General features: G+C 68.3%; 12 protein-coding genes. 4 read left to right on the forward strand and 8 right to left on the reverse strand.

The genetic code is table 11. The features are described 5' to 3' along the window. Positions 1-11 precede the first annotated feature (11 nt). Genes QSJ18_RS10255 through QSJ18_RS10280 form a run of 6 tightly spaced genes read right to left on the reverse strand, consistent with a single transcriptional unit; the run spans position 12 to position 5,435 of the window. Positions 12-788 carry a hypothetical protein gene (locus tag QSJ18_RS10255; protein WP_286326289.1) on the reverse strand — a complete coding sequence of 259 codons (777 nt, stop codon included), beginning with the start codon at positions 786-788 and terminating at the stop codon, positions 12-14. Then, entirely contained in the window at positions 785-1,603 is an 819-nt protein-coding gene (locus QSJ18_RS10260; protein WP_286326290.1) for an ABC transporter ATP-binding protein, read from the reverse strand. Before QSJ18_RS10260 ends, QSJ18_RS10255 begins: the two co-directional genes overlap by 4 nt. Beyond that, complete coding sequence (locus tag QSJ18_RS10265; protein WP_286326291.1) at positions 1,600-2,550, reverse strand: hypothetical protein; 951 nt, start codon at positions 2,548-2,550, stop codon at positions 1,600-1,602. Before QSJ18_RS10265 ends, QSJ18_RS10260 begins: the two co-directional genes overlap by 4 nt. Next, on the reverse strand, positions 2,550-3,377 hold the full coding sequence (locus QSJ18_RS10270; RefSeq protein WP_286326292.1) for a hypothetical protein: 828 nt from the start codon (positions 3,375-3,377) through the stop codon (positions 2,550-2,552). The genes QSJ18_RS10265 and QSJ18_RS10270 overlap by 1 nt, the downstream gene beginning before the upstream one ends. Next, entirely contained in the window at positions 3,374-4,384 is a 1,011-nt protein-coding gene (locus QSJ18_RS10275; RefSeq protein WP_286326293.1) for a hypothetical protein, read from the reverse strand. Before QSJ18_RS10275 ends, QSJ18_RS10270 begins: the two co-directional genes overlap by 4 nt. Next, positions 4,365-5,435, reverse strand: coding sequence for a hypothetical protein (locus QSJ18_RS10280; protein WP_286326294.1), 1,071 nt, complete (start codon positions 5,433-5,435; stop codon positions 4,365-4,367). The genes QSJ18_RS10275 and QSJ18_RS10280 overlap by 20 nt, the downstream gene beginning before the upstream one ends. A 290-nt stretch (positions 5,436-5,725) precedes the next feature. Here QSJ18_RS10280 and QSJ18_RS10285 point away from each other — a divergent pair, with 290 nt between their 5' ends. The 4 genes from QSJ18_RS10285 to QSJ18_RS10300 all read left to right on the forward strand — a co-directional run bounded on the left by QSJ18_RS10285 (position 5,726) and on the right by QSJ18_RS10300 (position 12,045). Beyond that, positions 5,726-7,084: an 8-oxoguanine deaminase gene (locus QSJ18_RS10285; protein ID WP_286326295.1), complete on the forward strand. Its 1,359-nt coding sequence runs from the start codon at positions 5,726-5,728 to the stop codon at positions 7,082-7,084. Positions 7,085-7,088: 4 nt separating this feature from the next. Further along, positions 7,089-7,907 carry an FAD binding domain-containing protein gene (locus QSJ18_RS10290; protein ID WP_286326296.1) on the forward strand — a complete coding sequence of 273 codons (819 nt, stop codon included), beginning with the start codon at positions 7,089-7,091 and terminating at the stop codon, positions 7,905-7,907. Beyond that, positions 7,904-10,720 (forward strand): molybdopterin-dependent oxidoreductase, encoded by a 2,817-nt coding sequence (locus tag QSJ18_RS10295; protein WP_286326297.1) that lies wholly within the window; start codon positions 7,904-7,906, stop codon positions 10,718-10,720. Before QSJ18_RS10290 ends, QSJ18_RS10295 begins: the two co-directional genes overlap by 4 nt. A gap of 80 nt (positions 10,721-10,800) precedes the next feature. Then, positions 10,801-12,045: an Nramp family divalent metal transporter gene (locus tag QSJ18_RS10300; protein WP_286326298.1), complete on the forward strand. Its 1,245-nt coding sequence runs from the start codon at positions 10,801-10,803 to the stop codon at positions 12,043-12,045. 9 nt (positions 12,046-12,054) lie between these two features. On the opposite strand, the gene QSJ18_RS10305 is transcribed toward QSJ18_RS10300, so the two are convergent. After that, positions 12,055-13,281 (reverse strand): acyl-CoA dehydrogenase family protein, encoded by a 1,227-nt coding sequence (locus QSJ18_RS10305; protein WP_286326299.1) that lies wholly within the window; start codon positions 13,279-13,281, stop codon positions 12,055-12,057. Positions 13,282-13,376: 95 nt separating this feature from the next. Next, complete coding sequence (locus QSJ18_RS10310) at positions 13,377-13,868, reverse strand: histidine phosphatase family protein (protein ID WP_286326301.1); 492 nt, start codon at positions 13,866-13,868, stop codon at positions 13,377-13,379. Between the last annotated feature and the right edge of the window lie 3 nt (positions 13,869-13,871).

The following is a 13,871-nucleotide window of genomic DNA, read 5'->3' on the forward strand; positions in this document are numbered from 1 at the left end:
TCACCGGAGGGTCAGAGGTCACGCCGGGACACCACGGCGGCCGCGATCACCAAGACGACGACGGCGAACGCGATCACCACGGCCAGCGCCGCGCCACCCCCGAGTGGGAACTGCTGCGCCTCGACCGTCTCGGTTCCCCCGATCACCTCGCTGAGCACCGTCGACGGGCTCGCGCCCACGATCCACGGTTCGAATCTGCCGAGCAGCCCCCCGGCACCTTTGGGGATGAGCAGGGCCGCGCCGACCATGGCGACCGCGGTCGGCGCCGAGCGGAGCAGAAAGCCCGCCGACACCCCGACCAACGCCACGGCTACCGCCACCACCGGAACCCACGCGAGCGCCGGCACCGGTCCGGTGCCGACGGCTGACGGGGGTGCCGCGACCACCACCACTGCCGCCGAGCAGGCCGTCGCGATCACCGCACCCGCGCCGATCAGCAGCGCCGCCGCCAGCATCTTGGCCACGAGCAGCCGAGTTCGGTCACCGACCAGCGCGGCGGCGGCCGCAACGGTGCGCGAGCTGTACTCACCCGCCGACAGCCACGACGCCCAACCACCCCACACCAGCAGCGGTATCAGGATGCCGCCGACCGCCCCCGACGCCACCGTGGCGTCCGGGCCCAGGCCGTCGGTCCCCACGATCACCAGCGTGATGATCGGCCCGAGCACGACACCGATCACCCATGTGACCCACAGTCCGCGCAGGGTGGCGACCTTGACCAGCTCGGCACGGACCGCGTATCCCAGCTCCGTGTCGACCAGCCGGGCCGGCATGTGCACCGCGGTCATGCCACCACCCCGACGATCCCGAAATACCACTCCTCGAGCAATCCCGGCGCGGTGGCACGCGCATGTCGGCCACCGACGAGCGCGTCGATCCCGCCCGCCGCGACCACCCGACCGTCGTCGATCACGACGAGATCATCGGCCAGATGTTGCAGCTCACCCAGAAGGTGACTGGCGATCAGAACCGTGCGGCCGGCGGCCGTGTAGCGGCGCAACACCGTCCGCAACCAGCGAATCGCCGCCGCATCCAGACCGTTGTGCGGTTCGTCGAGGATCAGGATGCGTGGATCGCCGATCAACGCCACCGCCAGCGCCAGCCGCTGTCGTGTCCCCAACGACATCTCCCCGATCCGGACGTCGGCGAAATCGGTCAGCCCGACCGTGGCCAGCACCGACCGGACCCGATCGCGCGATAGTCCACCCGCTGCCGCCACCGTCCGCAGGTGCCCGGTCGCGGTACGTCCGGGATGCAGCTCGTCGGTGGCCGGCAGCACGCCGACCACCCGAACCGGCCGACGATGCCCACCGAACGGCCGGTCCTCCACCAGGACTCGACCGCTGTCGAGGCCTACCTGCCCGATCAGCGCGCGCAGCACCGTCGACTTTCCCGCACCGTTGGGGCCGAGCAGCGCGGTGACCCGGCCCGCGGATGCGCCGAAGGACACCCCGTCCAATATCCGGACTCCGTCGATCGTCTTGACCGCATCGACCACGCGCAGCCCGGCCGCGCCCACGCCGACCGGACTCTCACGATCTGGCCCCTCGCCACCTGGAGCCCCCGCGGGATCGCCGAGATCGGTTCCCACCGTCACCGTCACGGACGCGGTCCCAGACGCAGGATCGTGCCCGGCCGGCTCAACGAGGCAACCCGGATCGGTTTGCCCTTGGCGCGGCTGATGATCTGCGCCTGCCATGCGACAAAGCAACTCGCGACATCGCTGGCGTAGAAGCGTTGCAAGATCGGTGTCAGTATCCGCCCAAGCGCAACTTCGGAGTCGAGCAGCTGCTGCCGATAAGGACCGTAGAACGGCAGGATCGCTTCCAGCACAATTGCTTCGACAGCTTGCACCTTGGCGATCACCGGGGTCAGGAAGGCGGAGTTGGCCGCGATCAGCGGTTCAATCTCGGCCAGCAACGGCCCGGCCAACTGCAGCACCGGCTGATACACCGACCCCAGCGCGAACGCCTCGGAGGAGAACGGCCCGAAAGCCGGTGCGATGCCGATCATCGACTGCAAGCCACCCTGTTGGTCGGGACCTGGTGCGGGCCAGCCCACCGAACACGGTTTCTGCAGGGGAAGGGGTGCCGCGCCCGGGAAGGCGGTGGTACCGGGTGTGGTCGCCAACGGAACTCCACCGGTCGGCGGCGGTGCACCTCCCAGCGGTGTGGATCCCAGCGGGGTCGTAGCCAGCGGGGTCGAAGCCGTCGGGATCCCGGCACCCCCGACACCGGCGGGTGGCGCGGGTACCGCACCCGGCAGAGTCACCCCCGGCACCGCCACACTCGACGGCACCACCGGCGCCTCGACGTTCTGCTCCTGCCCCACCAGTCGGTAACCGTGTGTCTGTCCGCCCGACGGTGCCAGCACCGCCACCCCGATCACGGCGACGACGACACCCGCGCCGACGGCTCGCGCGATCGACACCGCCCGCGGCCGTCGGTGCCGGGTGCCGATCGGTATCTCGGTGGTCGATCCCGACGACACCGCCGGGTCAGAAGATCCCGAATCCAGTTCTCCTGGCCCGAATTCCGTGTTCGTACTCATCATTCCCCCGCCAGATCCGGTGCCCGCGACGCGGGCTCGAAGACGCCTTCGAGATGCCACTTGCCGAGGAAGCCGTTGAACGGTCCGCCCTCGATCAGGCTCGTCCACTCCAAGGTGAACTTCTTGGAGTCGGGGTCGTAGGTCCCGACCGCACTGTCACCGGCCACCTGCGACGCGGGCGCCGTCTCCAGCCAACGGCCGGCCACCCAGTCCCACGCCTTACGCGCGCCCTGCTGGCCGGGGGCTTGTGCCCCGGTACGCGACACCGGCTTCGGCGCTCCCTGATTGAAGTCCTGCCTGTTCCACGACGCCGACCAGGACGACAGGTCGGCGATCAGCTTCCCGTCCTGCACCCGCACCGTCGGCGGCGCCACCTGGGCTCTGGACTGGAGGTCGACCGGATTCGTCGAGATGCTGAACTCCACGGCGAAGAACTTGGTGGGCTTGGTGATCGACGCGGCCAGTGAATCCCCGTCCACACCGAACGCCGGGGTCGGCTGGGTCTGGTAGCCACCCGTCCGCAGTCCGCCCGCGGTACCCGGCTCCAGGATGGTGGCCCGGCCGCCGTCCGCCGGTGAATTCGCATTGATCATGTACGGCCCGGCGTCCGCGGTACCACCCGGCTGGATCATCCGGAAGTAGGTACCGGTGACCGTCGACCCGGTGGCCGACCCAGGCGTCAGGCGGAACAATCCGACCAGTTCGCCGTCGGGCGCCGACGACGAGTCGTCCGAACAGGCGCTCACCCCGGTGGCGACCAGCACCGCCGCGACGGCGAGTCCGGCCACACGCGCCGACCGGCGATGCAGACGTAGTGCTTTCCTCATGTGTTCTTCCTCTTCCTCGGCCACGCGACCAGCGCCGTCGCAACCGTGACAATCCCCGCACCGACCAGCAGCCAGGGCAACGCCCGGAATCCGGAGACCCCGACGCCTGCGGTGGCGTCATTGAGGTCCGCCAGCGCCCGATAGTTGTCGATGTTGTCGTTCACGTCGCCGACCAGACGAGCGAGATCGCCCGACACGGTGGACCAGTTCTGCTGCAACGCAGCGACTTTCTCGCGATCTGGCCCCGGCGCGGCAACCGCACGAAAATCGGTGTCGAGTACCCCCATCGCACTGACGACCACCACGAAGTCGTTCTGCAGCACGCGCACCTGGGCCGGGTTCATCACCGGCGCGAGGTTGCCGACCAACCGGTCACCTGCCCCCGCCGCGGACGCCAACCCACCCAGAAACGGCGTGAGCGCCAAGGTCGTACCAGCCACCATGGTCGCCACGAGCGCGCGGACCGCGGCCCGGCGCCCACCCACCAGGACCACTGCTCCGGCCACGATCGCGACGAGTCCGACGACGAAGAGCAGGAACGGGATTCGATCCAGGCCACCCACCGTCGAGAGCCGGCGATGATCGGCCACCGACGTGGTGATCCGGGACAACAGGTCATCGGCGCGGGCGCTGATCGCGGGAGCCTGTCTGCGGAAGTCGTCCACCGCCGGAAAATCCTGTGGCGACAGATGTTCGGCCGTATAGATGCGGTCGAGACCCACACCCGCCGCACGTAGCAGAGCCACGTCGGACCGATAGCCGGCCATCGCGTCGACCTGCAGGTGCGGTTCGAAGGTGTCGAGCATCTGGCGCCCCGCGGCGACGTCGCCGAAGATCCCGCCGGCGAGCGTCCCGATGCTCAGCACCACACCGACAACCAGCAGCGCGATCCCCGCAATCCGGTTGCGGTGGAACCGGGTCGCGACGCCGCGGGTGATGGCAGGCGCCGACGGCAGCGCGAGCACCGGCCCGGCGGCGTCGGCCCCGTCAGCCGTTGCGACGGACACGGCCGAACAGGCGGTCGGCGTTGGTCAGGACGGCGGTGGCGATGACGGTCAGCAACACCAGCGCCGCGACGAACCAGCGATTGGCGGTCAGATCGTCGCTCTTGTCCGCCTTGACGATGACATTGTTCGCCACCGTCGGCGGCGCCTGCGCGGCCGCCGGGGCCACCGCCTGTGGCGTTACGCCCGACCGTGGATCGGCCGGAACGGGTGCGGGCTGTCCCGGGACACCCGGCGCGGGGGCCGCCCCGGTTCCCTGGCCCGGTGTCACCGGTGCGGGCGCCGCCGCCGGGTGCGCACCCGACACCCGACCGGTCAGATGCCAGAGTCCGGTGAAGTTGTTGAACGGGCCACCCACGATCTGGCTGGTCCATTCGATGACATAGGTTCCGGTCGCCGCGTCGTACTGCCCGCGCACCGGCGTCGTCTTTCCCGAATACTGCCCGCCCGGCTTCGGCGATCCCTGGTTGAACACCTGCTTGTTCCAGGTGACGCCGAACGCGCTCAGATCGCCGGTGATCCGGGTGCCGTCGATGTAGAGGCGGGGCGTCGAGGTGGACCGCCCGGTCTGCGGGTCCTGCGGGTTGGTCGCGGTCGCGAATCCGACGCCGTAGAACTTGACCGGGCGGGTAACGCTGCCGGACAACGCGTTGCCCTGAGCGTCGAAAGCCTGCCCGGGCTGCGGCTGATATCCGCCGCTGCGCAGCCCGCCGTCGGTGCCGGGCGCGAGCAGGGTGATCGTCTTGTCCGAGCATGCCGATTCGCCGTTGGCCAGGAACGGCCCCGACGACGAGCCCTCGGGCAGGATCATCCGAAAGAATGAGCCGGTCGCCGAGCCGCCCGCGCACGAACCCGCACTGATCGACAGAACGCCGTTGATCGGGACCGGTGCGGCCGCAGCCGGACCGGCCGGAATGGCGGCGACGGCCAGCGACAGCGCGCCGGCCGCGACAGCGGTGAACGCTCTCGTTCCCGCTCGCCACCGGCCACCCGCCGTCCGACGAGCAGCGGTGACGCTGCGCCCTCTGATCCGCGTCGCAGTTACCCGTGTCATGAGTATCGCTGTCATCGTTTCCCCCCACCCCGGGGAGAACCCCAAGATCATTTCTCGTCGCATGTCGGTCGATGCGGCCACCGGACCCATGCGCCGGGCCGGTCTCCCGATTAAGGCATCGCCAACCTCCGGTCCACAATCGCTAAAACCAGCCGGCGCAAAACCTGCGACCAGGACCGTGATGCTCACCACGTCGTGCGGACCGGTCACCTGAGCGTCCGCGGCGGCCGGCACCGTGTCTGCCGCGACTCGGCAAGCAGAAGAGTCACGATCGTCGTAGCGTTTCTGGGGTGAGCCCGCCGACGCTGATCGAGAACGCCCACGTCATCACGGTCGACGCCCGGCGCCGGGAACTGCGGGGTGGGTCGGTGTTGATCGACGGGGCATCGATCGTCGCGATCAATCCCGATCCGGGAGAGATTCCCGTCGAGGTGAACCGCGTCGATGGGACCGATGCGGTGCTGACCCCCGGGCTGGTCAACACCCACCACCATCTCTATCAGTGGATCACTCGTGGACTGGCCGCCGATCACAACCGCTTCCAGTGGCTGACGACGCTCTACCCGATCTGGGCAGGCATCGACGCAGACGCGGTGTCCGCGGCCGCTCTCGGCGGCCTGAGTGCGCTGGCGCTGTCCGGCGCTACGACGACGACCGACCACCACTACGTCTTCCCGCACGACGGCGGCGATCTGCTCGGCGCGGAGATCGGGGCCGCGGCCGAGCTCGGGTTGCGTTTCGACGCCACCCGCGGATCCATGGACCGCTCACGCAAGGACGGTGGGCTGCCCCCGGATTCGGTGGTGCAGACGATCGACGAGATCCTGGCGGCGAGCGCCGTTGCGGTGTCCCGATGGCATGATCGGCGCCCCGGAGCGATGGTCCGCATCGGACTCGCGCCGTGCTCGCCGTTCTCGGTCAGCACCGACCTGCTGCGCGAATCGGCGCTCCTGGCCCGCGAACTCGGCGTGCGCATGCACACCCACCTGGCCGAGTCCACCGATGAGGACGACTACTGCGCAGAGCAGTTCGGCTGCACCCCACTGCAATACATGGAGTCGGTGGGGTGGATCGGTGACGATGTCTGGTTCGCGCACGGCATCGAGTTCGACGACGACGAGATCGCGCGGCTCGCGGCCGCCGGAACCGGAATCGCCCACTGCCCAACCTCCAACGCCCGCCTCGGCAACGGCATCTGCCGAACTCGCGACCTCCTCGACGCCGGCGTCCCGGTCGGGCTCGGTGTCGACGGCGCCGCATCCAACGAATCAGCCCGCCTGCTCGACGAAGCACACCAGGCCGTCCTGATGGCGCGCGCCAGGGGCGGTCCGACAGCGCTGACCACGCGGACCGCGATCGAGCTGGCCACCATCGGCGGCGCACGAGTTCTCGGTCGGGACGCCGAGATCGGTTCTATCGAGGTGGGCAAATTCGCCGACCTCGTGCTGTGGGATCTGGGAACCATCAGCCACCGCGGGATCGACGATCCGGTCGCCGCCCTCGTGCTGGGCGCCCAACCACCGATCCGCGGGTCGTGGGTACACGGTAATCGGATCGTCGCCGACGGCGAGCTACTGACCGTCGACGTCGGCGAGGTCGCCGCCGACGTGGCCGACCAGCATCGCCGGCTACTCGAACGGGCCGGGTGACCTCATGGACCTGCACACCATCACCGGATACCGATTCGCCCGCACCCGGGCCGATCTCACGCTGGCACCCGGCGAGCGGATTCTCGCCGGCGGGACCTGGCTGTTCTCCGAGCCCCAGCCCGCGGTCACTGGTCTGGTCGACATCAGCTCGATGGACTGGCCGGCCACCGAGGACCTCGCCGACGGTGGTCTGCGCGTCGCCGCGACCTGCACCATCGCCGAACTCGCCGACGTGACCGCACAACCGTTCTGGCAGGCACACCCGCTCCTGAATCAGTGCGCGCACGCGTTGCTCGCGTCCTTCAAGATCTGGCGGACGGCCACCGTCGGCGGGAACATCTGCCGGTCTTTCGCGGCGGCCTCGATGGTGTCCCTGGCCGTCGGCCTGGACGCCACCGCGCATGTGTGGACACCGGACGGCGGTACTCGTGATCTCCCGGTGGCCGAGTTGATCACCGGCAACGGGACCAATTCCCTCGACGACGGGGAAGTCCTGCGCGCCATCGACATCCCCGGGTCTGCGCTTCGGTCGCAGACCGCGTTCCGCCGAATCGCCCTCGCTGAATACGGCCGGTCTGGCACGGTGGTGACCGGACGCCTCGCTCCCGACGGCGGCGTCGTCGTCGGTGTCACGGCGGCCACCTGGCGGCCGCATGTGCTGCGCTATCCGGCGCTCCCCGACCCCGCCACGCTGCGCGCCGACGTCGGCTCCCTCGACGACTACTACACCGATCCGCTCGGCAACGCCGACTGGCGGCGGGCGACGGCGACGGAGTTCGCCGAAGAGATCCGCGCCGAGCTGGCCACCGGGGGGTCGCGATGAGGTTCGAGATCAACGGCGAAAACGTCGATGCCTCCCCCACCCCGGGACAGTGTCTGCGCACGCTACTACGTGAACACGGTCATTTCGAGGTCAAAAAGGGCTGCGACGCAGGCGATTGTGGCGCCTGCTCGGTCCTCGTCGACGGCGCCCCGGTGCATTCGTGTATCTACCCGGCACAGCGGGCCGCCGGGCGTGCGGTCACCACGGTGGCCGGCCTGGGCACACCCGACGACCTGCACGCCACCCAGCGCGCCTTCGTCGACAATTTCGGATTCCAGTGTGGATTCTGCACCGCCGGGATGATCGTCACCGCATCGACACTCGGCCCAGACGACCTCGACGACCTACCCCGGCGGATGAAGGGAAATCTCTGCCGCTGCACCGGTTATCGGTCGATCCGGGACTCGATCACGGCCGCCGTCCGCACGGAGACCTGCGAGCCGACCGCGAGCGGCCCCACAGCCGGGTCATCCGACAGCCACCTCGTCGGGACCTCGACACATCCGCTCGCCGCACGTCGCGTCGTGACCGGCACCGAGCCGTACACCATGGACGTCGACGTCGACGGCGCGCTGGTGATCCGGGTGCTGCCTGCGACTGTCGCGCATGCGCGCATCCGCGCCATCGACATCTCCGCAGCCGCCGCGTTGCCGGGTGTCGAAGCCGTTCTGACGCACGAGAATGTCCGCACCCGAAGATTCTCGACGGGCCGCCATGAGCATCGCGAGGACGATCCCGACGACACCCTCGTCTTCGATCCGGTCGTCCGCTTCGTCGGGCAGCGCGTGGCGGCGGTGGTGGCGATCAGCGCCGCCGTCGCCGAAGCCGCCTGCGCACTGATCGCCGTCGACTACGCCGAGTTGCCCGCGGTCTTCGATCCCGAGGAGGCCCGTCGTCCCGGTGTCCCGCTGCTGCATCCCGATCGCACGCCGATCGACCGGGTCGCCGAGGCCGATCGCAATGTGGTGGCGGCCTTCCATCAGGGATTCGGCGGTGACGCCGACGCCGCGCTCGCCGCGTCGGCGTTCCGGGTGACCGGAACCTGGCGCACAGCGCGGGTGTCGCACGCCCAGTTGGAAACCCACGGCAGCATCGGCTGGATCGACGACGACGGCCGGCTGGTGATCCGGACGAGTACCCAGGTGCCATTTCTCGTCCGCGACGAACTCGCGCTGCTGCTGGACCTGCCCACCGACCAGATCCGGGTCTTCTCCGCACGAGTCGGTGGCGGGTTCGGCGGCAAGCAGGAGATGCTCACCGAGGATCTGGTTGCGGTGGCCACGCTGCGGACCGGTCGGCCATGCGTCTACGAGATGAGCCGCACCGACGAGATGACCCGCACCACATGGCGACATCCGTTCCGGGTGGACGTCGAACTCGGCGCCGACGCGGACGGGGTACTGACCGCGATGAAGGTCGACGTCCTGTCCGACACGGGTGCCTACGGCAATCACGCCATCGGCGTCATGTTCCACGCCTGCGCGGAGTCGGTGTCGGTGTACAACTGCCCGGTCAAACGCATCGACGCCGAGGCGGTGTACACCAACAACCCACCGTCGGGCGCCTTCCGCGGCTACGGCCTCGGGCAGGTCATCTTCGCGATCGAGTCCGCGATCGACGAACTGGCGGTGAAAGCCGGTGTCGACCCGTTCCGGATGCGTCGGATCAACGCGGTGGCCGAGGGCGACCCACTACTCATCGCCCACGCCGATCCCGAACCCGACCTGATCTACGGCAGTTACGGGCTCGACCAGTGTCTCGATCTCGCCGAAGCCGCCCTGGCCCGCGGCAACGGGGTCGCGGCGCCGGACGGACCCGGTTGGGCGGTCGGCGAGGGCATGGCCATCGCGGCCATCGCGACGTTGGCCCCGCGCGGTCACCACTCGCACGCCGAAGTCGCGCTCGACGCCGACGGCATCTACCACATCGGGGTCGGCACAAGTGAATTCGGCAACGGCACCACCACGGTGCACAGCCAGATCGCGGCGACCGTACTGCACACCACTGCCGACCGGATCCGGTTGAGTCACGGCGACACCGACGCCGCCCCCTACGACACCGGCGCCTTCGCCTCGGCGGGTATCACGGTGGCGGGAAAGGCGGTCAACGCGGCCTGTACCGCTTTGTCGGAGGCACTGCTGACGGCCGCGATCGCACATACCGGATGCGCACCCGAACATGTACTCCTCGACGCCGACGGCGTGCTGGCCGCGGGCCGGCGGATCGGTTTCGGGCAGCTCATCGAGATGGCTTCGACCTTCGACGCGTCCACTGCCGATGCTCCGGCCGCCCCGACCGTGGTCCGTCGCGACGGTCGACTCGTCGCGGTCGGACGCGAGGACGGCGCGTTGCGGTCGATCGCCTTCAATGTGCAGGCGTTCCGCGTCGCGGTACACCGCCCGACCGGTGTCGTGCGGATTCTGCAATCGGTCCAGGCCGCCGACGCCGGAACGGTGATGAACCCGCAGCAGTGTCTCGGTCAGGTCGAGGGCGGCGTCGCGCAGGGTATCGGCTCGGCGCTCTACGAGGAGATCATGCTCGACGGCAAGGGCACCGCACTGACCTCGGTGTTCCGCACCTATCGAGTGCCACAGATGGCGGACATCCCGGTGACCGAGGTCTACTTCGCCGACACCAGCGACGATCTGGGACCATTCGGGGCGAAGTCGATGAGCGAATCCCCCTACAATCCGGTCGCCCCGGCGCTGGCCAACGCCATCCGGCGCGCCATCGGGGTACGGCCCACCGAGTTGCCGATGTCACGCGACCGGGTCTGGCGGCTCGCGGCTGATTCACCGGAGGTTTCCGGGTGATCCGGTCACAAGGTTTCGGCGACCCGAACTCTTTGTTTCGTTCCGCTTGAAACCGCGGCGTCGATGTGCCAGATTGAGGCATGGCATCGCTCCGCGCAGCGCAGTACACGCCGAGTTCGGCGAAGGTTCGCAACGCCGCCCTCCTTGGTCCGGCATTCGTCGCCGCCATCGCGTATGTCGACCCGGGAAACGTCGCGGCGAACATCACCGCGGGCGCACGCTACGGATTCCTGCTGGTGTGGGTCCTGGTGATGGCCAATGTCATCGCCATGCTCATCCAGTATCAGTCGGCCAAACTCGGCATCGTCACCGGACGGAGCCTGCCCGCCCTGCTTGGTGACCGATTGTCGAAAAACAGTCGGCGCGCCTACTGGATTCAGGCCGAAATCGTCGCCGCAGCAACCGATCTCGCCGAGATCGTCGGCGGTGCGATCGCACTGCAACTACTCTTCGACCTTCCGCTGGTCGTGGGCGGACTGATCGTCGGCGTGGTCTCGATGGTCATCCTGCTGTTGCAGAACCCGCGGCAGCAGCGGGTGTTCGAACGCGTGATCCTGACCTTGCTCGCGGTCGTTGTGGTCGGCTTCCTCACCGGCTTGGTCATCAATCCACCACCGGCCGCCGACGTCCTCGGCGGGATGATCCCGCGACTCGACGGCCCGGAGACCGTCCTGCTCGCGGCCAGCATGCTCGGTGCGACGGTGATGCCGCACGCGATCTACCTGCATTCATCGCTGGTGATCGACCGGCACGGCAGCAACCACAGCACCGCCGAGAAGCGCAGGCTGGTCCAGGTGACGAAACTCGACGTCGTCGTCGCGCTGTTGATCGCGGGCGTCGTGAACATCTCGCTGCTGTTGCTTGCCGCCCAGAACCTGCGCGGCAAAGAGGGCACCGACACCATCGACGGCGCCTACGACGCGGTACACGCCGAGATGGGTCCCGTGGTGGCAACGGTTTTCGCCATCGGACTTCTGGCCTCCGGACTCGCCGCCACCTCGGTCGGCTCCTATGCGGGCGCTTCGATCATGCAGGGACTGTTGCACATCCGGGTGCCGCTGCTCGTGCGCCGCACCGTTGTCCTGATCCCGGCGCTGGCCGTGCTCTGGGTCGGCGTCGAGCCGACCTGGGCGCTGGTGATCAGCCAGGTCGTCCTCAGCTTCGGGATACCGTTCGCGATCATCCCGCTGGGTAGGCTGACCGCCAATCGGTCGGTGATGGGCGAATTCGCCGACGGACGACCGTTGCGCATCACCGCCGCGGCTGCCTCGGCGATCATCGTGACGCTCAACATCGCGCTGATCGTGCTGATGATCGCCGAGTAGCCTGCTTGGTCAGCCGCGCAGCAGCCCCTTGGCGACGTGGGTGACCTGGATCTCGTTGCTGCCGGCATAGATCATGAGCGACTTGGCATCTCGGGCGAGCTGCTCCACCCGATACTCGGCCATGTAGCCGTTCCCGCCGAAGAGCTGGACTGCTTCCATCGCGACGTCGGTGGCGGCCTTCGACGAGTACAGCTTCATCGCCGATGCCTCCGACAAGCTCATCGGCTTGCCCGCCTTGGCTCGCTCGATCGCGCTGAACAGCATGTTCTGCACGTTGATGCGAGCAACCTCCATCTCGGCCAGCTTGAGCTGGATGAGCTGGAACTGCGCGATCTCCTGACCCCACAGCTTGCGGGTCTTCGCATAGTCGATCGATAGACGCTGGCATTCGTTGATGATGCCGAGGGCCAAGGCCGCGATCCCGATGCGTTCGGCGGTGAAACCGGCCTTGGCACCTTCGGATCCACGCGTATCCGATCCGGTGTCCTCGGTCTCGCCGAGCAGCCGGTCGCGGCCGAGGCGGACGTTGTCGAAGAACAGTTCGCCGGTCGGCGAACTCATCATGCCCATCTTCTTGAAGGCCTTGCCCTGCGTGAGTCCCGACATCCCCTTGTCGAGGACGAAGGAGAGGACCTTGCGGTCGCGCATCGGGGTGCCGGAGCCGTCGTCGAGCTTGGCGAAGACGACGATCGTATCGGCATGAGGGCCATTCGTGATGAAGGTCTTCTGGCCGTTGAGAACGTAGTCGTCACCATCGCGACGGACCGTGGTCTTCATACCGCCCAAGGCATCCGAGCCGGAGTCGGGCTCGGTGATCGCCCACGCGCCGACCTTCTCCATCGTCACCAGCTCGGGCAGCCAGCGCTTCTTCTGCGCCAGGGTGCCCTTGCCGCGGATCGCCGATGCGGTCAGGCCCATGCTGACACCCATCGAGCCCACCAGCCCGAGGCAGACACCGGCGAGCTCGATATTGACGATCATGAACATCGAACCGGACATGCCACCGCCACCCGCGCCGACCGACGGCTTCTTCCCCTCGGCCTCGGCGGCGAGTTCCTTCTCCAGCGCCTCCTTGGCCATCGCGTCCACCCCAAAGGTCGACAGCAGCTTGCGGGTGATGTCGTAGGGTGGCAGCTGACCGGTTTCCAGCTCATCGATATGCGGACGAATCTCCTTGTCGATGAACGCCCGCAACGCGTCGCGCACCATCAGGTCTTCGTCGGACCACTCGAACATCGCTACCTCACATCCTCAAGAACTAAAACCTGTTTCAGTTTTACACTGTGTCAGGTGTCACTTGGGATGTAAAGGAACACATCGAAGCAACTGTTTCAGAGGTGATGCAGCGCGGCCGGACGGACCTCGACGGCGAAGTAGCCGGCCGGGTCGTCGGCCAGGAGCGCCTGCGCGACGGGCATGGCGACAACGGCCAGCGGCACCGCGTGGGCCTGATCGCGCCAGGTGTGGATCCGGTGCACGAAGCCCGCGATACTCTCGCCGCCATGGCCTGCCCAGCCGGGGTCGGTGAACCATACGGCCAGTTCACCGGGGTCGATCTCCTCGGGTGCCCGTCCCGTCCATGCCCCGACGTCGAGGGTGCGCAGCGCGTCGTCCACCGGCACCGAACCGAACAGCAATCTCGCGGACTCGCCGGTGGCGACCTCCGGCCCGCAGACGATCGAGTCCAGCGACCCGATCGGTCCGGCGAGATCACGATCGCGAAACCGGAGAAGGCTGCGCCGACCACCGTCGTCCAACGACAGATCACCGCCGAACCGGACCGCCCGGTTGGGCGCGGTCCGGCCGGCGGTGATGATGTGCACCGT

This window comes from Gordonia heveisoli, assembly GCF_030315745.1.
GTDB lineage: Bacteria > Actinomycetota > Actinomycetes > Mycobacteriales > Mycobacteriaceae > Gordonia.

Coding starts and splice junctions, on each gene's coding strand:
- QSJ18_RS10300 (WP_286326298.1), top strand. CDS start 10,801: ATGGCATCGCTCCGCGCAGCGCAGTACACGCCGAGTTCGGCGAAGGTT.
- QSJ18_RS10255 (WP_286326289.1), bottom strand. CDS start 788: ATGACCGCGGTGCACATGCCGGCCCGGCTGGTCGACACGGAGCTGGGA.
- QSJ18_RS10280 (WP_286326294.1), bottom strand. CDS start 5,435: ATGACACGGGTAACTGCGACGCGGATCAGAGGGCGCAGCGTCACCGCT.
- QSJ18_RS10265 (WP_286326291.1), bottom strand. CDS start 2,550: ATGAGTACGAACACGGAATTCGGGCCAGGAGAACTGGATTCGGGATCT.
- QSJ18_RS10305 (WP_286326299.1), bottom strand. CDS start 13,281: ATGTTCGAGTGGTCCGACGAAGACCTGATGGTGCGCGACGCGTTGCGG.
- QSJ18_RS10295 (WP_286326297.1), top strand. CDS start 7,904: ATGAGGTTCGAGATCAACGGCGAAAACGTCGATGCCTCCCCCACCCCG.
- QSJ18_RS10290 (WP_286326296.1), top strand. CDS start 7,089: ATGGACCTGCACACCATCACCGGATACCGATTCGCCCGCACCCGGGCC.
- QSJ18_RS10270 (WP_286326292.1), bottom strand. CDS start 3,377: ATGAGGAAAGCACTACGTCTGCATCGCCGGTCGGCGCGTGTGGCCGGA.